The 20,578-nt window shown below is 71.8% G+C and carries 21 protein-coding genes and 1 riboswitch; of the genes, 15 read left to right on the plus strand and 6 right to left on the minus strand.

All coding sequences use genetic code 11. The features are described from left to right. The first annotated feature begins 95 nt into the window (after window positions 1-95). Window positions 96-479 carry a hypothetical protein gene (locus ACTHM3_RS00510; RefSeq protein WP_440404116.1) on the plus strand — a complete coding sequence of 128 codons (384 nt, stop codon included), beginning with the start codon at window positions 96-98 and terminating at the stop codon, window positions 477-479. Window positions 480-522: 43 nt separating this feature from the next. Here the strand turns inward: ACTHM3_RS00510 and ACTHM3_RS00515 are convergent, their stop codons facing one another. Further along, complete coding sequence (locus ACTHM3_RS00515) at window positions 523-1,245, minus strand: oxygenase MpaB family protein (RefSeq protein ID WP_440404117.1); 723 nt, start codon at window positions 1,243-1,245, stop codon at window positions 523-525. A 187-nt stretch (window positions 1,246-1,432) separates the two neighbouring features. Here ACTHM3_RS00515 and sucC point away from each other — a divergent pair, with 187 nt between their 5' ends. The 10 genes from sucC to ACTHM3_RS00565 all read left to right on the plus strand — a co-directional run bounded on the left by sucC (window position 1,433) and on the right by ACTHM3_RS00565 (window position 14,222). Further along, entirely contained in the window at window positions 1,433-2,596 is a 1,164-nt protein-coding gene (gene sucC / locus ACTHM3_RS00520) for an ADP-forming succinate--CoA ligase subunit beta (protein WP_440404118.1), read from the plus strand. Between the two features lie 14 nt (window positions 2,597-2,610). Next, complete coding sequence (gene sucD, locus ACTHM3_RS00525) at window positions 2,611-3,513, plus strand: succinate--CoA ligase subunit alpha (RefSeq protein ID WP_440404119.1); 903 nt, start codon at window positions 2,611-2,613, stop codon at window positions 3,511-3,513. A gap of 76 nt (window positions 3,514-3,589) precedes the next feature. Continuing rightward, window positions 3,590-5,161 (plus strand): alpha/beta hydrolase, encoded by a 1,572-nt coding sequence (locus ACTHM3_RS00530; protein ID WP_440404120.1) that lies wholly within the window; start codon window positions 3,590-3,592, stop codon window positions 5,159-5,161. Between the two features lie 118 nt (window positions 5,162-5,279). Then, complete coding sequence (locus ACTHM3_RS00535; RefSeq protein ID WP_440404121.1) at window positions 5,280-6,494, plus strand: cell division protein PerM; 1,215 nt, start codon at window positions 5,280-5,282, stop codon at window positions 6,492-6,494. A gap of 9 nt (window positions 6,495-6,503) precedes the next feature. Beyond that, window positions 6,504-7,091 (plus strand): phosphoribosylglycinamide formyltransferase, encoded by a 588-nt coding sequence (purN, locus tag ACTHM3_RS00540; protein WP_440404122.1) that lies wholly within the window; start codon window positions 6,504-6,506, stop codon window positions 7,089-7,091. A gap of 205 nt (window positions 7,092-7,296) precedes the next feature. Beyond that, window positions 7,297-7,379, plus strand: a riboswitch (ZMP/ZTP riboswitch). 27 nt (window positions 7,380-7,406) lie between these two features. Further along, window positions 7,407-8,993, plus strand: coding sequence for a bifunctional phosphoribosylaminoimidazolecarboxamide formyltransferase/IMP cyclohydrolase (purH, locus tag ACTHM3_RS00545; protein WP_440404123.1), 1,587 nt, complete (start codon window positions 7,407-7,409; stop codon window positions 8,991-8,993). Window positions 8,994-9,260: 267 nt separating this feature from the next. Beyond that, complete coding sequence (locus tag ACTHM3_RS00550; RefSeq protein WP_440404124.1) at window positions 9,261-11,090, plus strand: ABC transporter ATP-binding protein; 1,830 nt, start codon at window positions 9,261-9,263, stop codon at window positions 11,088-11,090. Continuing rightward, window positions 11,087-12,901 carry an ABC transporter ATP-binding protein gene (locus ACTHM3_RS00555; RefSeq protein ID WP_440404125.1) on the plus strand — a complete coding sequence of 605 codons (1,815 nt, stop codon included), beginning with the start codon at window positions 11,087-11,089 and terminating at the stop codon, window positions 12,899-12,901. The genes ACTHM3_RS00550 and ACTHM3_RS00555 overlap by 4 nt, the downstream gene beginning before the upstream one ends. 122 nt (window positions 12,902-13,023) lie before the next feature. Further along, on the plus strand, window positions 13,024-13,485 hold the full coding sequence (locus ACTHM3_RS00560) for a VOC family protein (RefSeq protein WP_440404126.1): 462 nt from the start codon (window positions 13,024-13,026) through the stop codon (window positions 13,483-13,485). Beyond that, a complete protein-coding gene (locus tag ACTHM3_RS00565) occupies window positions 13,482-14,222 on the plus strand; it encodes a GolD/DthD family dehydrogenase (RefSeq protein ID WP_440404127.1) in 741 nt (246 codons plus the stop codon). The genes ACTHM3_RS00560 and ACTHM3_RS00565 overlap by 4 nt, the downstream gene beginning before the upstream one ends. Window positions 14,223-14,254: 32 nt before the next feature. Here ACTHM3_RS00565 and ACTHM3_RS00570 read toward each other — a convergent pair whose 3' ends face one another. Together ACTHM3_RS00570 and ACTHM3_RS00575 are read right to left on the minus strand one after the other, a co-directional pair. Further along, on the minus strand, window positions 14,255-14,566 hold the full coding sequence (locus ACTHM3_RS00570) for an MGMT family protein (protein WP_440404128.1): 312 nt from the start codon (window positions 14,564-14,566) through the stop codon (window positions 14,255-14,257). 17 nt (window positions 14,567-14,583) lie between these two features. Next, window positions 14,584-15,039, minus strand: coding sequence for an N-acetyltransferase family protein (locus tag ACTHM3_RS00575; protein WP_440404129.1), 456 nt, complete (start codon window positions 15,037-15,039; stop codon window positions 14,584-14,586). A 105-nt stretch (window positions 15,040-15,144) separates the two neighbouring features. On the opposite strand from ACTHM3_RS00575, the gene ACTHM3_RS00580 reads away from it, so the two are divergent. After that, complete coding sequence (locus ACTHM3_RS00580; protein WP_440404130.1) at window positions 15,145-16,362, plus strand: NADP-dependent isocitrate dehydrogenase; 1,218 nt, start codon at window positions 15,145-15,147, stop codon at window positions 16,360-16,362. Between the two features lie 53 nt (window positions 16,363-16,415). On the opposite strand, the gene ACTHM3_RS00585 is transcribed toward ACTHM3_RS00580, so the two are convergent. The 3 genes from ACTHM3_RS00585 to ACTHM3_RS00595 form a co-directional block, all read right to left on the minus strand. Then, complete coding sequence (locus ACTHM3_RS00585; RefSeq protein WP_440404131.1) at window positions 16,416-16,991, minus strand: YdeI/OmpD-associated family protein; 576 nt, start codon at window positions 16,989-16,991, stop codon at window positions 16,416-16,418. Window positions 16,992-17,088: 97 nt separating this feature from the next. Further along, entirely contained in the window at window positions 17,089-17,535 is a 447-nt protein-coding gene (locus tag ACTHM3_RS00590) for an Hsp20/alpha crystallin family protein (RefSeq protein ID WP_440404132.1), read from the minus strand. Window positions 17,536-17,806: 271 nt separating this feature from the next. Then, window positions 17,807-18,406 (minus strand): TetR/AcrR family transcriptional regulator, encoded by a 600-nt coding sequence (locus ACTHM3_RS00595; RefSeq protein WP_440404133.1) that lies wholly within the window; start codon window positions 18,404-18,406, stop codon window positions 17,807-17,809. 103 nt (window positions 18,407-18,509) lie between these two features. Between ACTHM3_RS00595 and ACTHM3_RS00600 the strand changes: the two genes are divergently transcribed. Genes ACTHM3_RS00600 through ACTHM3_RS00610 form a run of 3 tightly spaced genes read left to right on the plus strand, consistent with a single transcriptional unit; the run spans window position 18,510 to window position 20,481 of the window. Beyond that, window positions 18,510-19,106, plus strand: coding sequence for a DUF6230 family protein (locus ACTHM3_RS00600; RefSeq protein ID WP_440404134.1), 597 nt, complete (start codon window positions 18,510-18,512; stop codon window positions 19,104-19,106). Between the two features lie 5 nt (window positions 19,107-19,111). After that, window positions 19,112-19,717, plus strand: coding sequence for a DUF6114 domain-containing protein (locus ACTHM3_RS00605; RefSeq protein ID WP_440404135.1), 606 nt, complete (start codon window positions 19,112-19,114; stop codon window positions 19,715-19,717). A 26-nt stretch (window positions 19,718-19,743) separates the two neighbouring features. Further along, on the plus strand, window positions 19,744-20,481 hold the full coding sequence (locus ACTHM3_RS00610; RefSeq protein ID WP_440404136.1) for a hypothetical protein: 738 nt from the start codon (window positions 19,744-19,746) through the stop codon (window positions 20,479-20,481). Window positions 20,482-20,578: the final 97 nt, after the last annotated feature.

The raw sequence follows: 20,578 nt of genomic DNA on the forward strand, positions 1-20,578 counted from the left end.
GTCCGCGGCGCTACCCGGGGACCGGTCCGCGTGCCGCTCGCGCGTTGGCTACTGTGGGGAAGTTCTCTCACGTCCACCCCTGAGGAGTTGTCCCCGTGGCATCGATGATCGAGTTCGTGCTGTCCGGTGACCAGGAGGCGGCCAAGAAGGTCGTGCTCGACGCGGCGACGTCGCAGGGGTTCACCCCCACCGCCCGCGACGCCTGGAATTTCGACATCGCGCGCGGCTCCAACGGCCTGTCGATCGCCTTCGGCGCGCTCGCCGGCAAGTCGTTCTACATGAAGTTCCAGATCGGCTTCTCGGTCGACGCCGAGGGCCGCGTCGTCGCCCGTCTCGCACGGGACGCGGCCGGCAGCGCGCTGCGCGGCGGAGCGATCGGCGCGGCGAAGGCGTCGAGCACGTTCCAGGAGGTCGCCGACGCGATCGGTGCCGCGGCGACCAGCGCGGGCATCTTCCTGGCGAACCGCACCGTCGGTTGACCGCACCGTCGGCTGACCGCGCTCCGGCGGGCGGCGCTCCGAGCTATCCGAGCGCCGCGAGGAGGTGCCGGGCCGGGAGGCTCCGCAGTCGCCAGGGCGTGATCCGCGTCAGCGCGCGGAGGATGGCCCACGCCACCCGCGCGTCCCGCAGCGCGAAGCCGTAAGCCTCCGCGATGGGAGCCGGCAGCAGCGTCGGCGTGACCGCCCGCACGAGCGGCATCCCGGCGCGCATCCACCAGGGCGCGCGGCGGGGGTGTAGGAGGTCGCGGGCGATCGCGCGCGCGTCGTCGCCGACCTCGAGGGCCGCGACGGCATCCCGCCAGTACGCGTCGAATGCGGCACGGTCCGCCGGCCAGCGCTCGGCCGGCACCTGCAGGACGGTGCCCAGCATGGCGCTCGCCGCGAGGATCTCGCCGTCGAGCCCGGGAGGGAGCGGCCCCCGCAGCCGTTCCTGCACCGCTCGCCCGGTGGCGTACAGCGTCGCCGCGACCCAGAGCTGGTGCTCCGCGTCGCGGGCCCCGGGGACGCCGTCGTGCGCCCGGTCGGTGAGCGCGGCGACCCGGTCGCGCTGTCGCGCGTCGCCCGCGAGCGCGCCGTAGACGAACGTCAGGGTGTGCCGCAGCCGTCGCATCGGATCGGTCGCGAACGCGCTGTGCCCGGCGACGCCGCGCGCGACCACCGGGTCGGCGACCTGCAGCAGGATCGCGGCCGCCCCGCCCGCGACGATCGCGCCGTCGCGCACGTACCGGTCGAGTGGGCGGTCCACCTCTCCAGGGTGTCACCGGCGCGAAGAACCCGGGAACTTTCCTGCGTGCCCGCCGTCGCCCCGCGAGCGGCCCCGCCGTGCCGGAGTACCATCGACTCCGGCCCGATTTATCTCGACATCGAACTATCTCGGTGTCGAGAGACCGGGGCCGGACGACAACCCCTCACCCAGCCCAGGGAAGACACGCGTGGATCTCTTCGAATACCAGGCCCGTGATCTGTTCGAGAAGTACGGGGTCCCCGTGCTCGCCGGCATCACGGCTGACACTCCCGCCGAGGCGCGCGCCGCGGCCGAGAAGCTCGGCGGCGTGACCGTCGTGAAGGCGCAGGTGAAGGTCGGCGGCCGCGGCAAGGCCGGCGGCGTCAAGGTCGCGAAGACCCCGGAGGAGGCCGAGGCCCACGCCGCGGCGATCCTGGGCATGGACATCAAGGGCCACACCGTGCACCGCGTGATGATCGCGGCGGGCGCGGACATCGCGCAGGAGTACTACTTCTCGGTGCTGCTCGACCGGGCCAACCGCTCCTACCTCTCGCTGTCGAGCTACGAGGGCGGCATGGAGATCGAGCAGCTCGCCGAGGAGCGCCCGGACGCGCTCGCGCGGGTCGAGGTCGACCCGGAGCGGGGCCTCGACCTCGACAAGGCGAAGGAGATCGCGGTCGCCGCGAAGTTCCCGGCCGAGCTCGTCGACAAGGTCGCCCCGGTCTTCGTGAAGCTCTACGAGGTCTACACGGGCGAGGACGCGACGCTCGTCGAGGTCAACCCGCTCGTGCTGACCGGCGCCGGCGACGTCGTCGCCCTCGACGGCAAGGTGTCGCTCGACGACAACGCCGAGTTCCGGCACCCGGAGCACGAGGAGCTCGTCGACAAGAGCGCGGCCGACCCGCTCGAGGCGAAGGCCAAGGCGCTCGACCTCAACTACGTGAAGCTCGACGGCGAGATCGGCATCATCGGCAACGGCGCGGGGCTCGTCATGTCGACGCTCGACGTCGTCGCCTACGCGGGCGAGGAGCACGGCGGCGTGAAGCCGGCGAACTTCCTCGACATCGGGGGCGGCGCCTCCGCCACCGTCATGGCGAACGGCCTCGACGTCATCCTCGGCGACCCGCAGGTGAAGAGCGTGTTCGTCAACGTCTTCGGCGGCATCACCTCCTGCGTGGCGGTCGCGGAGGGCATCGTCAAGGCGCTCGAGATCCTCGGCGACACGGCGACCAAGCCGCTCGTGGTGCGTCTCGACGGCAACCAGGTCGAGGAGGGGCGCGCGATCCTCGCGGCCGCGGCCAACCCGCTCGTCACGCTCGCCACCACCATGGACGACGGCGCCGCCAAGGCCGCCGAGCTCGCTGCGAAGTAAGGACCGAAGAACCCATGTCGATCTACCTGACCAAGGACTCCAAGGTCATCGTCCAGGGCATCACCGGCGGCGAGGGCACCAAGCACACCGCCCTCATGCTCAAGGCCGGCACCCAGGTCGTCGGCGGCGTCAACGCGCGCAAGGCCGGCACGACCGTCGAGCACACCGACAAGGACGGCAACCCCGTCAGCCTCCCGGTCTTCGCGACCGTCGAGGAGGCCATGGAGAAGACGGGTGCCGACGTCTCGATCGCGTTCGTGCCGCCGGCCTTCGCGAAGGACGCGATGATCGAGGCGATCGACGCCGAGATCCCGCTCCTCGTCGTCATCACCGAGGGCATCCCCGTGCAGGACACGGCGGAGGCATGGGCCCACGCCAAGGCCAAGCGCGGCGTGACCCGCATCATCGGCCCGAACTGCCCCGGCATCATCACGCCCGGTGAGGCGCTCGTCGGCATCACCCCCGCGAACATCACCGGCACCGGGCCGATCGGCCTCGTGTCGAAGTCGGGCACGCTGACGTACCAGATGATGTACGAGCTCCGCGATCTCGGCTTCTCGACCGCCATCGGCATCGGTGGCGACCCGGTCATCGGCACGACACACATCGACGCGCTCCGGGCGTTCCAGGACGACCCCGAGACCAAGGCGATCGTCATGATCGGCGAGATCGGCGGCGACGCCGAGGAGCGCGCGGCCGCGTTCATCCAGGAGTACGTGACGAAGCCCGTCGTCGGCTACGTCGCCGGGTTCACGGCGCCGGAGGGCAAGACGATGGGCCACGCGGGCGCGATCGTCTCGTCGGGCGCCGGCACCGCGCAGGGCAAGAAGGAGGCCCTCGAGGCCGCCGGGGTCAAGGTCGGCAAGACGCCGTCGGAGACCGCCGCCCTGATGCGCGAGATCATCGCCGCGCTCTAAGCGTCGGCAGCACCGGCCTCGGGCCGCGGGGGACCGTCCGTCCGCCGCGGCCCGATCCGCCATTAGCGTGGACCGCATGCGCCGCTCGTCCGCCCGCCGCCTGGTCTCGCTCGCCGCCGCGGCGGCTGCGGTCTCGACCCTCCTCGCCGGCTGCTTCCTCGTTCCGCACCCGCAGCCGAGGCCCGGTTCCACCTCGCAGGTGACGACTCACACCGACGAGAAGGTGCCGGCCGACCTGACGCGCTTCTACACGCAGAGCCTCACCTGGCGCGCGATCGGCGAACGACTCGACGCCGCCACGGTCCGGGTTCCCCTCGACTGGTCGAAGCCGACCGGGACGACCATCGAGCTCGCCATGTCGCGGCACCGCGCGAGCGGCCAGCGCCTGGGATCGCTCCTCATCAACCCCGGCGGGCCCGGCGGCTCCGGCTACGACTTCGTCGCCCAGTCGGCCGACTACGTGGTGACGCCGACCGTGCTCGCCCGGTACGACGTCATCGGATTCGACCCCCGCGGCGTCGGCCGCTCCACACCGGTCGTCTGCTACACCGACCCGAAGAAGCAGGACCAGCTGCTCTACGGCACCTACGACGCGCCCTACGGGTCCGCCGGCTGGGCCGCGGAGCTGAACGCCCGCGAGAAGGAGTGGGTGGCGGCCTGCGAGAAGAACACCGGACCGCTGCTCGGCCACCTCGACGCCGCGAGCGTCGCCCGCGACATGGACGTCATCCGCGCCGTCCTCGGCGACCGCAAGATGCACTACCTCGGCTACTCGTACGGCACCTACCTCGGCACGATGTACGCACAGCTGTTCCCGACCAAGGTCGGGCGGATGGTGCTCGACGGCGCGATCGACCCGCTCGTCCCGCAGCTCGACGCGCTGGCGACCCAGATGGCGGGGTTCGACAGCGCCCTGAAGGCGTATCTGACGAACTGCCTCGCGTCGAGCGGCTGCCCGTTCTCGGGCACCCCCGACCAGGCCATGGCGCAGGTGCGCCACGTGCTCGACACGGTCGACGCGCAGCACCTGACCGGCTCCGACGGGCGCACGCTCGACTCCGCGACGCTCGGCACGGCGATCAGCGAGACCCTGTACTCGGAGAGCAGCTGGCCGAGCCTCACCAAGATGTTCAGCTCGCTGCGGACAGGCGACGCCGATCGCGTGTTCGCCGAGGCCGACCAGTACAACAACCGCAATGCCGACGGCACGTACACGGGTAACAGCACCGAGATCTACACGGCGGTGACGTGCGACGAGTCCGACATCGCGACCGACGGGGTCGACGTGTTCGGCGACCTGGCGAAGCTCGACGCGGCCGCGCCGACGCTCGGCAGGTACTTCGCCTACGACGACACCGCGGTGCTCGAGGCGGCGTGCGACAACTGGCCGGTGAAGCCGGCGAAGCTGCCGACCGTTTTCGACGCGCCGGGGGCTCCGCCGATCGTCGTCATCGGCACGACGAACGACCCCGCGACGCCGTACCAGCAGTCGGTGTCGCTCGCGAAGCAGCTCTCGAGCGGGTTCCTGCTCACCCATCACGGCGAGGGTCACACGGTGTACGCCCAGGGCGACGGGTGCGTCGACAACACGGTCGACGACTACCTGATCCAGGGGACGCTGCCGGCGTCGGATCCCGACTGCCACTGAGCCGGTCGGGGGGTCTCGATACGCCGCTGCGCGGCTACTCGACCCGCGTGCGGGGAGGTTTCGATACGCCGCTGCGCGGCTACTCAACCCGCTCGCGGGGGCGGGTTAGGGTCGCGGGGTGACCCGACGCCTCACCGTGCTGTTCTCGGCACTGGAGGCGATCGTCGCGATCGCGATCGGGGTCGCGATCCCGCTCGTCCCGCTCACCCTGCTGTGGGCGATCCAGTTCGGGTTTGCGCCGGCGTACGCCGGATTCTGGCGCGCGGCCGTCGACGTGTGGCTGCTGGGGCACGGAGTCGACGTCCGCTTCCAGTTGGACGCGACCACCGCGGCGTCGCTCGGTCTCGCCGGCGCCGACCAGCCGGTGGTGGTGACGATCGCGCTGCTCGGGTTCGCGCTGCTGACCGCGCTGCTCGGCGCGCGCGCGGGCGGCCGGATCGCGGAGACCGGGCACGTGCTGCTCGGTTCGGTCGCGCTCGTGGTGACCGCGTTCGTCGTCTCGACCGGCGTCACGCTCAGCGCGCTGCACGTCGACGCGCGCCCGTCGATCTGGCAGGGGGCTCTCCTGCCGACCCTGACGCTCGCCGTCGGCGCGGGCATCGGGCTCCTCGCCGCCCTGCGCCCTGCGCTCCTGCCCGCGGCCGGTGCGCTCGTCCGTGCCGCGATCGGCGGGGCGCTCCGCACCGGGGCCGCGGCCGTCGCGCTCCTGCTCGGCGTCTCCGCGATCACGGTCGCGCTCCTCGTGATCGGCCACTACGGCCAGCTCATCCGCCTGTACGAGGCGCTCCACACGGGCGTCGTCGGTGGCCTGGCGCTGACCCTCGGGCAGCTCGCGCTGCTCCCGGACGTCGTCATCTGGGCGGCGAGCTGGTTCACCGGCTCCGGCTTCGCGCTCGGCGCCGGCTCGCACGTCTCGCCGCTCGGGACCGCCGTCGGCCCCGTCCCCGCCATCCCGCTCCTCGGCGCCATCCCGACCGGCGACCTGGCGTTCGGCTTCGCGGGGCTCATCGTGCCCGTCGTCGCCGGATTTCTCGCCGGCGCGGCCGCCCGCCCCGCCCTCGACCGGGCGCTCGCCGACCGGGAGGGTTCGCGCTGGCCCGCGCTCCTCGCCACCGGCCTGGGCGGCGGCGTGGTCGGCGGGCTGCTGATGGGGCTGCTCGCGTGGGCCGCCGCCGGGTCCGCGGGCCCGGGGCGGCTCGTGCAGGTCGGCCCCGATCCCCTCGCTGTCGGCCTCACGAGCGCCGCCGAGATCGGGGTCGCCGCGCTCATCGGCGTGGCGACGTCGATCCGACTGCCCGGGCGTCTCGCGCGCGGGATGCGCGGCGATCAGTAATCTGATCGGATGCTGCGGCTCGTCGTCCTGATCTCCGGCGGCGGATCGAACCTCCGGGCGCTCCTCGAGGCGTCGGAGGATGCGGAGTTCCCGGCCCGGGTGGTCGCGATCGGCGCCGACCGCGACGCGGACGGGCTTGCGCACGCGGAGGAGTTCGGCATCCCGTCGTTCGTCGTCCCGTTCGGGGCGTACCCGACCCGCGAGGCGTGGGGGGAGGCGCTGGTCGAGCAGATCCGGCAGTGGGAGGCCGACCTCGTCATCCTCTCCGGCTTCATGCGCCTCCTGCCGCCGACCGCCGTGCACGCCCTCGCGCCGAACCTGCTGAACACGCATCCCGCGTACCTGCCCGAGTTCCCGGGGGCCCACGCCGTGCGCGACGCCCTCGCCGAGGGGGCGACGCAGACGGGAGCGAGCGTGATCGTCGTCGACGACGGCGTCGACAGCGGACCGATCGTCGTGCAGGAGCGCGTGCCGATCCACCCGGGCGACTCGGAGGCCGCGGTCCACGACCGCATCAAGCTCGTCGAGCGCCGCCTCCTCGTCGAGACCGTCCTCGGCATCGCGAACGGCGACATCGACCTCCGCGACCTCGCCTGACCCGGCCGACCGCCTCCGCATCTCCTCGCCCCCGTCCGGCGCCGCTGGAACACATGACGGAGATCTCGGCTCGGATACGGGCGGCCACCCGGAATCGCGGGGCACGACGCCCGACCGACCGTCTGATCTCCGTCATGTGTTCCACGCGCGGGCCGAGTAGCGGAAGAGCGGCGCCGCTGGGCGACCTCGCGGCCGACAGGTAGGCTGGCGGTGTCGCGACTGGCGTCGGGTGGGTCACCACCGGGAAGCGACCTCGGATCGTTCCGGTCGCCCGCCTGGGCCGGTACGGATGTCTCGATATCCGAAGGGGATCCCGTGTCCGGACCGTCCATCGACCCCGCTCTCTACCGCGAGCGCGATCTCGTCCCCATCCGGCGGGCGCTCGTGTCGGTGAGCGACAAGAGCGGCCTCGTGGAGCTCGCGGCGGCGCTCGTCGCGGCCGACGTCGAGATCGTCTCCACCGGCTCCACCGCGACGACGATCGCGAACGCGGGATTCCCGGTCACCCAGGTCGGCGACCTCACCGGCTACCCGGAGTCGCTCGACGGACGCGTGCGCACCCTGCACCCGACCGTGCACTCCGGCCTGCTGGCCGACCTGCGCCTCGAGGCGCACGAGGACGAGCTCGAGCAGCAGGGCATCGCGCCGTTCGAGCTCCTCGTGTCGAACCTCTACCCCTTCGCCGCGACGGTCGCGTCCGGCGCCGAGCCCGATGCCGTCGTCGAGCAGATCGACATCGGCGGCCCCGCCATGGTGCGCGCGGCCGCGAAGAACCACGCGAACGTCGCCGTCGTGACGGACCCCGAGCAGTACGGCGTCGTCGTCGACGCGCTCCTGCACGGCGGCACCACGCTCGCGGAGCGTCGCTCGCTCGCGGTCGCCGCCTTCCGGCACACCGCCTCCTACGACATCGCGGTGGCGAGCTGGATCGGCACCGTGCTCTCGCCCGACGACGAGGGCAGCGGATTCCCGGGCTGGATGGCCGCGTCGTGGCGTCGCAGCGAGATCCTCCGCTACGGCGAGAACTCCCACCAGCGCGCCGCGCTCTACACGAGCCCGGGCGCCCTCGGGATCGCGCAGGCGACCCAGCTGCACGGCAAGGAGATGTCGTACAACAACTTCGTCGACGCCGACGCGGCGCTCCGCGCGGCGTACGACCACCGCGAGCCGACGATCGCGATCATCAAGCACGCGAACCCCTGCGGCATCGCCAGCGCCGACGACCTCGCGGCCGCGCACGCCGCCGCGCACGCCTGCGACCCGGTCTCGGCGTTCGGCGGCGTGATCGCCGCGAACCGCGTCGTCGACCTCGCGACCGCCGAGTCGATCGCCCCGATCTTCACGGAGGCCGTCGCGGCGCCGGGCTACACGCCCGAGGCGCTCGAGCGGCTGCGGCGCAAGAAGGACCTCCGCATCCTCCAGCTGCCGGAGGGCTACGGACGCGGTGACGACGAGATCAAGCAGATCTCCGGAGGCCTCCTCGTGCAGACCGCGGACGCCCACTTCGCGCCGGCGCTGCAGTGGCAGCTGGCGACGGGGGAGCCCGCCGACGCCGCGACGCTCGCCGACCTGGAGTTCGCCTGGCGCGCGGTCCGCGCCGTGAAGTCGAACGCGATCCTGCTCGCCTCGGGCACCGCCTCCGTCGGCGTCGGGATGGGGCAGGTCAACCGGGTCGACTCGTGCCGCCTCGCGGTCGAGCGCGCGGGGGAGCGGGCGCGGGGGAGCGTCGCCGCGTCCGACGCGTTCTTCCCGTTCGACGACGGGCCGCGCGTGCTGCTCGAGGCCGGGGTCCGCGCGATCGTGCAGCCGGGCGGATCCATCCGCGACGCCGACACGATCGCCGCGGCGCAGGAGTACGGCGTGACGATGTACCTGACGGGGGAGCGGCACTTCTTCCACTGAACGCGGCCGGGAGAAATCCTTGCGTCGCGGAATCAAGCGGGCCTAGTCTGGAGGGCTGCCCGCCGCCGGGGCGGCTGGACGACACGGGAGGCAGTCATGAACAACGGAACGCCCACGCGCACCGAGGTCATCGCCGCCCCGCGCACGTACGGGGTCTGACCTCCCGCACCGCCGTCCCTCGCGCGACCGTCGCGGTCGCACCACCGCCACCAGAACCATCTCCGGGAGCCTGCGTCGTCGCGCGCTCCCGACGACCCGGAAACGGTCATGTCCTCCACGCGTCCCCTCCGCACCGACGGCTCCCGCGACCTCGGTACGGTGCGCACGATCCTGCGCATCCTGCCCTTCGTCCGTCCCGCGCTGCGCAACATCGTCCTCGGCATGGTCGCGGCCCTGCTCGCCGGCCTCGTGTCGCTCGCGATCCCGCTCGTGCTCCAGACCCTCGTCGACGGTCCGCTGTCGTCGGGCGACGGCCGCGCCGTGATCCCGGCCGCCATCGCCGTGCTCGCCCTCGGCGGGCTCGAGGCGGGCTTCATCGCCCTTCGCCGCTACTTCGTGCTGACGCCCGGCACCCACGTCGAGGCCGCGATGCGCAACACGCTCTACAGCAAGCTGCAGGATCTGCCGGTCGCCTTCCACGACCGCTGGCAGAGCGGGCAGCTGCTCTCGCGTGCGATGAGCGACCTCAGCCTCATCCGGCGCTGGCTCGCCTTCGGCATCGTGCTGCTCATCGTCAACATCATCACGATCGTCGTCGGCTTCGTGGTCCTGTTCTTCTGGAGCTGGCAGCTCGGTCTTCTCTTCGCCGTCTGCTCGATCCCGATCTTCTTCTACAGCTACGCGTTCGAGAAGCGGTACTCGATCGTCGCGCGGCGCTCCCAGGACCAGCAGGGCGACCTCGCGACGGCCGTCGAGGAGTCGGTGCACGGCATCCGCGTGCTCAAGGCGTTCGGGCGCGGCCGCTACTCGCTCGAGAAGTTCGTGCGGCAGGCGGAGGAGCTCCGCGGGACGGAGCTCGACAAGGCGCGCGCCGTCGCCGGGCTCTGGCTGTGGCTGCTGCTGATCCCCGACGTCGCGTTCGCGCTCTGCCTCGGCGCCGGGGTGTGGCTGGCGTCGCAGCAGCTCATGTCGGTCGGCGACCTGTTCGCGTTCTTCGCGACGGCCACCGTGATCCGGTTCCCCATCGAGTCGATCGGCTTCCTGCTCTCGATGACCTTCGACACCCGGACGGCGATCGACCGCCTCTTCGAGGTGCTCGACGAGACGAACCCGGTGACCGATCCCGCCGAGCCGCGGACGATCGCGCGCCCCGAGGGCCGCCTCGCGTTCGAGGATGCGCACTTCCGCTACCAGGACTCGCCGTCGACCGTGCCCGACCTGCTCGACGGCGTGCGGCTCGAGCTCGAGCCGGGCGAGACGATGGCGCTCGTCGGGCTCACCGGCTCCGGGAAGACGACGCTCACCGCGCTCACCACCCGCCTCTACGACGTGACCGGCGGGCGCGTGACGCTCGACGGGGTCGACATCCGCGATCTCACGCGCGAGGAGCTCCGCCGGCACGTCGCCATGGCCTTCGAGGACGCGACGCTCTTCTCGGCGACCGTCCGCGACAACGTGCTGCTCGGCCGACCCGACCTCGCCGATCGGCCCGACGAGGCCCGACGCGTGATGGAGGAGGCGCTCGAGATCGCGCAGGCCGACTTCGTCGCGAACCTGCCCGAGGGCGTCGACACCAAGGTCGGGGAGGAGGGGCTCAGCCTCTCCGGCGGTCAGCGGCAGCGGCTCGCGCTCGCCCGCGCGGTCGCCGCGGCCCCCGCCGTGCTCGTGCTCGACGACCCGCTGTCGGCCCTCGACGTCGACACCGAGGCGCGGGTCGAGGCGGGGCTCCGCCGCGTGCTCGCCAAGACGACCGCGCTCGTCGTCGCGCACCGCCCGTCGACGGTGCAGCTCGCCGACCGGGTGGCGCTGCTCGAGGACGGCCGCGTCACGGCGGTCGGCACCCACTCCGAGCTGCTCGCGACCAACGACCACTACCGGTTCGTCATCTCCTCGCTCGAGGAGGACGAACAGCGGGACGACGAGGAGGTGAGCGCATGAGCACCGTCTCCGGTGTCGAGGGCGAGGAGCGCGACGACTACACGCGCGCGGAGAGCCGCGAGATCCGGCAGCGCTCGATCCGGCTGCTCGGATCGCTGCTGCGTCCCGAGCGCGGGCACCTGATCGTCGCGGCGCTGCAGATCGTGGTCTCGACGGGGGCGCAGGTGGCGGGCCCGGCACTCATCGCGTACGGCATCAACTCCAACACGGACGCGTTCCGGGGTGCGCCGCTCCAGGTGGCGCCGCTCCTCGCGGCCTTCCTGGGGTACCTGGCGTGCGCGATCGTGGGCGCGATCCTCGCGTCGCGGTTCACCGTGCTCGCGGCGCGGATCAGCCAGGCGATCCTGCTGGACCTGCGCACCCGGGTCTACCGGCACGCGCAGCTGCTGAGCCTCGAATTCCATGAGACGTATACGTCGGGCCGGATCATCGCGCGGCAAACGAGCGACCTCGAGGCGATCCGCGAGCTGCTCGACTCCGGCATCACGGGGCTCGTCCGTGGCGCGCTCTACATGGTGTTCACGGCGATCGCGCTCGTCTGGCTCGACGCCTGGAGCGGGCTCGTGCTCGCGGCGGCGCTCGTGCCGCTCGTGCTGCTCACCCGCTGGTTCCAGCGGCGCTCGCAGCTCGCGTTCCGCGCGACCCGGGTCTACTCGGCGCGCCTCATCGTGCACTTCGTCGAGACGATGACCGGCATGCGCGCCGTGCAGGCGTTCCGCAAGGAGCGCCGCAACGACCGCGAGTTCGCCGGGATCGTCGAGGACTACCGCGACGCGAACGCGCGCGCGATCCGGCTGTTCGGCATCTTCGACCCGGGCCTCATCCTCATCGGCAACGTGACCGTCGCGGTCGTGCTGCTGGTCGGCGGATTCCGGGTCATCGGCGGCGGGCTCGCCATCGGATCCCTGCTCGCGGTCGTGCTCTACACCCGCCGGTTCTTCGACCCGATGGAGGAGATGGCGACCTTCTACAACTCGTACCAGTCCGCCGCCGCCGCCGCGGAGAAGATCTCGGGCGTGCTCGAGGAACGGCCGACCGTGCCCGACCCGGCGCGTCCCGTCGACCTCTGGCGGGCCTCCGGCACGGTGGACTTCGACGCCGTGCGGTTCGCCTACCGCGACGACCGCGTGATCCTGCCCGACTTCGAGCTGCACATCCCGGCGGGGCAGACCGTGGCGCTCGTGGGATCCACGGGGGCCGGCAAGTCGACTCTCGCGAAGCTCATGGCGCGGTTCTACGACCCGACGACGGGCGCGGTCCGGCTCGACGGCGTGGACCTGCGCGAGCTGCACCCGAAGGACCTGCGGCGCGCGATCGTCATGGTCACGCAGGAGGCCTACCTGTTCAGCGGGACCGTCGCCGACAACATCGCGCTCGGCAAGCCGGGGGCGTCGCACGAGGAGATCGTCGCGGCGGCCACCGCGGTCGGCGCGGACGAGTTCATCCGTGCGCTGCCGGACGGCTACGACACCGACGTGAACAAGCGCGGCGGACGGGTCTCGGCGGGGCAGCGGCAGCTGCTCTCGTTCGCGCGCGCGTTCCTGGCCGACCCGGCGGTGCTGATCCTCGACGAGGCCACCGCCTCGCTCGACATCCCGAGCGAGCGGCTCGTGCAGGAGGGGCTGACGACCCTCCTCGCCGACCGGACCGCGGTCATCATCGCGCACCGTCTGTCGACGGTCGCGATCGCCGACCGGGTGCTCGTCATGGAGCACGGCCGCATCGTCGAGGACGGGACCCCGGAGGACCTGATTGCCGGCACCGGGCGCTTCGCGGCGCTGCACGCGGCCTGGCGCGATTCCCTCGTCTGAACGGCGGGTCGAGTAGGCGCGCAGCGGCGTATCGAGACCTGGTATCCCGCGGGGGAGGTCTCGATACGCCGGCCTGCGGTCGGCTACTCGACCCGCGGGCGTGTCCACGGCAGCATGGGGGCATGGCCGTCACCGACGTCACCCCGTTCATCTGGTACGACGACGATCTCGCCGAAGCGCTCGACTCGTACGAGCGCATCTTCGGCGACCTCCACCGCCGCCCCGACCTGCTCGACCCCGCGACCGGGCGCCTGCTCGGAGCGTGGTTCGAGGTCGGCGGTCGGCGCGTGATCGGTCTGCAGGGCGGTCCCGGGCACCCGCACACCGACGCGCTCTCCCTCTACGTCACGCTCGACGGCGGGCAGGAGGAGGTCGACCGCATCTGGGACGGATTCCTCGCCGAGGGCGGGAACGAGGTCGCCTGCGGGTGGCTCACCGACCGCTTCGGCGTCTCGTGGCAGATCGTGCCGGTCGAGCTCGAGGAGGCGATCCTCAGCACGGACGAGGAGCGGCGCGCGTACGCGTACGCCGCGATGATGGACATGACGAAGATCGTCATCGCCGACCTGGTGCCGTCCGCGTGAGCGGAATCGAGGGTCGGATCGCGGTCGTGACCGGTGCCGCGAGCGGCATCGGGGTCGCGGTCGCGGAGCTGTTCGCCGAGCGCGGTGCCCGCGTCGTCGGCGTCGACCGCTCCGAGGCCGTGCGCGACGCTGTCGCGGCGCTGCCGGGTACGGGGCACCACGCGATCGTCGCCGACCTGACGGCGGCGGGCGCGGCCGACGCTGTCGCGGCCGAGACCGCGGAGACGGCGGGCGGGATCGACATCCTCGTCAACTCCGCCGGCATCGTCCGGCTCGCCCCGGCCCTCGAACTCTCGGACGCCGATTGGGATGCCACCCTCGCCGTCAACCTGACCGCCGCGTTCCGCATGGCGCGGGCCGCCGGCCGCGTCATGACCGCGGCCGGCCGGGGGCGGGTCGTCACGATCGCATCGCAGGCCGCGCTCATCGCCCTCGACGAGCACGTGGCGTACGGCGCGAGCAAGGCCGCGATCCTCGGGATGACGAAGGTGCTGGCGCGCGAGTGGGCGCCCTCCGGCGTCACGGTCAACGCGATCTCGCCGACCGTCGTCGCGACGCCGCTCGGCGAGCAGGCGTGGGCGGGCGAGAAGGGCGAGGCGATGAAGGCCCTGATCCCCGTCGGCCGCTTCGCGCAACCGCGCGAGATCGCTGCGCTCATCGCCTACCTCGCCGACGACGACGCCGCGATGATCACGGGTGAGAACGTGGTGATCGACGGTGGGTACTCGATCGTCTGAGCCGACACGGCGGGGATCCGGACGCCGGCGGCTTAGGGCATCCAGCGCGCCGCGTCGAGGTCGACGCGGAACACGGTCCCGTCGCGCGACCAGCGCAGCGGCGTGCCCTCCGCCCGGTAGTGCTCGAGCGCGCGGCTCTCGTGATCGATCGCGGGGTGACCGCTCGCGCGCACGACCCGCCACCACGGCACCTCGCCGCCCGCGTGGGCCATCACCTTGCCGACGCCGCGCGCCGACCGCGACCCGATCGCCGCCGCGACGTCGCCGTAGGCCATCGCCCGGCCCGCGGGGATCGCGGCGACCACGTCGAGGACGCGCGAGACGAAGTCGTCGGCGGCCGACATCCGGGAACCCGCGGAGGTCAGAGCTCGAGGGCGCCGAGGTTCTCGCCGTAGGGCGTTTCGCCGACGACCTGGAACCCGACGGCCTGGAAGAAGGCCTCCGGCCCGGCCTCGCCGCTCGCCCACACCACGGTCGCGCGGTGGAATCCGCGGGAGCGCGCCTCGTCGGCGAAGGCCTGTACGGCGAAGCGCCCGACGCCCGCGCCCTGCACGTCGGCGTCGACGTTGATGCGCCAGAGGGCCGCGCGCAGGAACTCCTCGCTCGCCTCCGGATCGAAGTTGGCCATGATGTAGCCGACGACCTGATCGTCCTCGTCGACGACGACCCGCGGCCAGGAGTTGGTGTTGTCGAGCTGGGGCTCCGCGTGCGCGTAGGTCTCCGGCTCGATGAAGGCCTCCTGGCCGGGCTTCAGCATGAGGCTGTTCGCGGCGACCGCGGTTCGTGCGTCCAGCTCCCGGAGTCTGAGATCCGCCATGGACACCACCCTACGGTCTGCCCCCGCGAGTGGATGAGGTATCTTGATATCAAGATATTTCCTGCGGGCGGTAGGCTGCCGTGGGCACTGAGGAGGAGCACCTACATGGTCGAGAAGATCAAGGTCGAGGGCACGGTCGTCGAGCTCGACGGCGACGAGATGACCCGCATCATCTGGCAGTTCATCAAGGAGCGGCTGATCCACCCGTACCTCGACGTGAACCTCGAGTACTACGACCTCGGGATCGAGCACCGCGACGCGACCGACGACCAGGTCACCATCGACGCGGCCAACGCGATCCTCAAGCACGGCGTCGGCGTCAAGTGCGCGACCATCACCCCCGACGAGGCGCGCGTCGCCGAGTTCGGCCTCAAGAAGATGTGGAAGTCGCCGAACGGCACCATCCGCAACATCCTCGGCGGCGTCATCTTCCGCGAGCCCATCGTCATCTCCAACATCCCGCGGCTCGTGCCGGGCTGGAACAAGCCGATCATCATCGGCCGCCACGCCTTCGGCGACCAGTACCGCGCGACGGACTTCGTCTTCGAGGGTGCGGGGACGCTGACCATGAGCTTCCAGCCGGCGGGCGGCGGCGAGGCGCAGAGCTTCGAGGTCTACCAGGCGCCGGCCGGCGGCGTCGCCATGGCGATGTACAACCAGGATGCCTCGATCCGCGACTTCGCCCGCGCCAGCTTCAACTACGGCCTCGACCGCGGCTACCCGGTGTACCTCTCGACCAAGAACACGATCCTCAAGGCGTACGACGGGCGTTTCAAGGACCTCTTCCAGGAGGTCTTCGACACCGAGTACAAGGACAAGTTCGAGGCCGCCGGCATCACCTACGAGCACCGGCTCATCGACGACATGGTCGCGAGCTCGCTCAAGTGGGAGGGCGGCTACGTCTGGGCGTGCAAGAACTACGACGGCGACGTGCAGTCGGACACCGTGGCCCAGGGCTTCGGATCGCTCGGCCTCATGACCTCCGTGCTCACCACCCCCGACGGCAAGGTCGTCGAGGCGGAGGCCGCGCATGGCACCGTCACCCGGCACTACCGCCTGCACCAGCAGGGCAAGCCGACCTCGACGAACCCGATCGCCTCGATCTACGCCTGGACGCGCGGTCTCGCGCACCGCGGCAAGCTCGACGACAACCAGGCGCTCGTCGACTTCTCGGAGACGCTCGAGCGTGTCGTCATCGAGACCGTCGAGGGCGGCGCCATGACGAAGGACCTCGCGCTGCTGATCTCGAAGGACCAGCCGTTCCAGTCGACCGAGGAGTTCCTCGCGACGATCGACGAGAACCTGCAGAAGGCGCTCGCCTGACATCACGCATCGCCTGAAGGGCCCGGACGCGACGCGACCGGGCCCTTCCGGCGTCAGGGGTAGATGCGCTCGCCGCGGGCGAGCATCGCGATGAACTCCGCGATCTTGCGCGCCCGCGTCTCGGCCCGCGTGACGGCCCCGATGCGGAAGAGGATCGCGAAGCGGTTCTGCGCGTCGAGCGTCGCCCAGGCGGCGGCCGCGGCCGGCTCCGCGTCGAGCGCCGCCCGCAGGTCGTCGGGGGCGACAGCGCCCTTCTGGCGGTAGGCGGCATCCCAGCGCCCGTCGGCCTTCGCCCGCTCGATCTCGGCGAACCCGCCCGGCCGCATCCGGCCCTCCCCGATGAGGCGCTCGGCGTGCGCGACGTTGATCTGCGACCACGGGCTGCGAGCGCGCCGCGGGGTGAACGCCTGGGCCATGAAGTCGTCATCGTGGCGCCCGGTCTGGCCGTCGATCCAGCCGTGGCAGAGCGCGACGTCGAGCGCCTCGGCGTAGCGGATGCCGGGCACCGTCGCGGCCTTCTTGAGCAGTAGGAGCCGCACCCCGCCGTCCGGCGGGTCGGCGCGCAGGAAGCGGTCCCACTCCGCCGGATCGGTGAAGTGCAACAGCGGCTTGTCGGCGTACGCGACCATGCCGGGGAGGCTACCCCGCACATACGACGCGCGGTCACCCGCGCACGGTCGGCGCGATCGCGCACCGTGCGCGGGTGACCGCTCGAGGTGGAAGGGGTTACGCGGCCGGGGTGGACTCCACCGCGGGGGCATCGGACGCCGCCGGGGTCGAGGTCTGGACCTCGATCTTGCGCGGCTTCGCCTTCTCGGCGACTGGGATGACGACGCTCAGCACGCCGTTCTCGTACGAGGCGGAGATCCCGCTCGTCTCGATGCCCTGGCCGAGGGTGAACTGGCGCAGGAACGAACCGGCGCTGCGCTCGCGCGCGATCCACTTCACGCCGTCCTGGCTGCGCGGCGTGCGCTCGGCGCGGATCGTGAGCAGCTGACCGTCGACGTCGATGTCGACCGAACCCGGGTCGATGCCCGGCAGGTCGGCGTTCAGGACGTAGTGGTCGCCGTCGCGGTAGAGGTCCATCGGCATCTGCCGCGGGCCCTGGCGCTGGTCGAGCAGCTGCCCGGCGACGCGGTCGATCGCCTCGAAGGGGTCGAAGTACATGGCCATGAGAGTCTCCAATCGTGAGATCTGAGTCCCTGCGACTCAACTTACCCATAAGTTAGCACTCGACCACGGAGAGTGCCAACGACTGATGTGCGCCCTGGGCGAACCGGTAACGAATGACGGAGACATCATGAGGAACAACGGCTCGCAGGCCGGGATCCCGGTGCCGAGAGGGTGGTGTGTCGGGAGATCTCCGTCATTCGTCACGGAGTGCGCGGCGGGGTTGCGCGCGGCGGAGTGCCGGGCGGGTTGGCCGGGCAACCGGACCGGCGGGTCAGCGGTGGATCGGCGCGACCGCGTCGGCCGTCGCCTGCGCCGTGCGCATGAGCAGCTCGACGATCTCGTCGCCCGGGATGTCGCTGCCGATGCCGGCGTCGACGAGCTCCTGCTCGGCCATCGCGACCCACGCGCGCAGACCGATCCGGAGGGCGGGGGAGTCGCGCTCGCCGAGCTCGAGGAAGACCGACACCGCGCGCTCGGCCTGGGCCTGCCGCGCCTCGTCGACGAGCTCACGCACCTGCAGGGAGCCGCTCGCCGCGCCGCGGACCAGCGAGTAGAAGGTCGCCGGATGCTCCCGCACGAAGGCGACCACGCGGTCCAGGGTGTCGCGCAGCCGGTCGAGCGGCGGCAGCTCCGGCCGGAGCTCGGTCGCACGCAGCATGCTGTCGCGCGCGGTGCCGACGATCGCGTGGTGGAGGCCCTGCTTGGACCCGAAGTAGTGGAACACCAGCGCGCGCGAGACCCCTGCCCGCTGGCCGAGCAGCTCGATGGTCACGTCCTCCAGCGGGGAGTCGGCGAGAGCGGCCACGCCCAGGGCGACGAGTTGCGCCCGACGCTCGTCCGGCGTCAGCCGCGTGCGTCGTTCGTCGCCCATGACTCCTCACGATGCCACCTATTGACAGCCTGTCAATAGCGAGTAGTCTCCCGAGTGGACGTCACAACCGAACACAGAGCTGGGCTGAGATCGAAGAGGATCGATGAAGCTCAAGAAGGTCACGGGTTCCCACGTCGGCCGCATTCTCCTGGCCGCCGTGCCGGTCGCCGTCGCGATCGCGGTCGTCGGCGGAGGAGTCGCGCAAGGCGCCGTCCCGGTGTCGATGTCCATCTCCGGCAGCCAGTTCAAGATCTCGGCCACGTCGCTCGACGGCACGAGCTTCTCGCAGTACGCGGGCGAGGCGAAGGACACCGCCGGCAAGGAGCACGCCGTCGCGATCGCGAACATCGGGCAGGCGAAGCTCGCCGACCTCTGCCAGTCGGTGGTCACCGACACCCCGCTCGGCAAGGTCAGCGCGATCATCACCGCGGGCGGCAACGGCAAGCCCGCCGAGGCCACCGACCTCCAGATCGGCATGACCGACCTGAAGGGCGACACGAGCTTCACCAACGTCCGCATCGGCGTCGACGCGTCGACGGTGCAGACCAAGGCGAAGGGGGCCGTCGGCGACTTCGCCCAGGACTCCGACTCGCTGCACATCGACAACCTCCAGCAGACCTCGTGGTCGACCACGGCCGCGGTCTTCACCCTCAACGGGATGCATCTCGCCGTGGACACCACCGGCAAGGAGTGCTTCTAGACGCCATGACCGCGATCCAGATGAACCACCCGGGAGGGACCGTGCACGGCTTCACCGCCTGGCGCCGACGCCGTCCGCTCGTCGGCGGCATCCTGCTGGTGCTGTCGGGCGTCGAGATGTTCTTCTCGGGGCAGCTCGACCTCGGCAACATCAAGATCCAGATGGGCTTCGAGGGATTCCAGGCGACCGTGATCCCGGCGCTCCTGGCCCTGCTCGGCGTGCTCGTGATCGTCATGCCCGCGCAGCGCATGTTCTTCGGGATCTTCGCGCTGATCCTCGCGGTGTACTCGCTCGTCGGGGTCAACGTGGGCGGGTTCGTGCTCGGGATGCTGCTCGGCGCCGTCGGCGGCGTGATCGTCGTCGCGTGGCGGCCGAAAGAAGCCGCGGAGGGCAGCACGGTGGCCGAGCCGGCGGCGGCCGCGGAGCCCCGGGCGGCCGACGCGGAGCCCGTCGCGCCGCAGCGCGCCCGGGCCGACCACGGCGGCGTGGTCCACGCGGAGTTCGTCGATTACGTCGCGCTCCGCGCGCGGGCCGACGCGAAGCACCGGACCGGTGGCGGCGCCACGACGACCCCCGCGGAGCCGCGCCCTTTCGCCCGAAGCCGGTCCTGACCGGCACCCGTCAGCACCGGCCGCGGGTGAACCGCACGCTCGCCCTGCTGCTCGCCGTCGCGGCGCTCGTGTCGATCGGTGCGGCGCGCGCCCCGGAGGCGCCGAGCGGCTGCATCCTGTTCCTCATCTGCATGCCGGGCGGTTCGACGCCGAGCCCGTCCCCGAGCGGCGGCGGATCGGGCGGATCGGGCGGTGGCACCGGGTCGGGATCCGGAGCCGGCTCCGGCGGCGGGCTCGGCGGTCTCGTCGGCGGCCTGACCGGGCAGGGCCAGGGCGGCACGAAGGACAACGCCGGCGGCATCCCCGCGGTCCCGCTCGTCGCGACGCCCGACGACAGCATGACGTTCACGCTTCCGGCGTCGCAGCTCGGCGGCTCGTCGATCTCGTTCGGGGGCATCCCGATCGTCTCGCTCGTGACCGTGCACCTGGCCGACGGGTCGCGCACGACCGTCATCAAGCTCCAGGCCGACAGCATCACGATCGACGACTTCGTGCTCGACGTGAAGAAGACGCCGGGAGGCGACGCCGGCGTCACGACCTCGAAGCAGATGGTGCTGAGCGGCCACGTCTCGGCCTACGTCGACTCCGTGACCGCGACGCTGCCCGGCGGCGGCCCGCTCACGCTCGGTGCGGCGACGCCGCCCACCGGGAGCGAGCTGCCCTCGAGCACGCTGCTCGGCGTGCACCTCGGCCTCGTCGGGGTCATCTCCGATCGGATGACCATGACGCCCTCCCACCTGAACGTGGTGCCCGGCACGGGCTGACCCGCCGCCTCTCGGCGGTCGCGGGGGGGGGGCCCCGCGGGGGGCCCGCGGGCCCCGCCCCCCCGCGGTGGGGCCCGGGAGCGCGGCGCCGCGCCCC

The sequence above is a fragment of the Pseudolysinimonas sp. genome, assembly GCF_051954455.1.
In the GTDB taxonomy this organism is placed as follows: Bacteria; Actinomycetota; Actinomycetes; order Actinomycetales; family Microbacteriaceae; genus Pseudolysinimonas.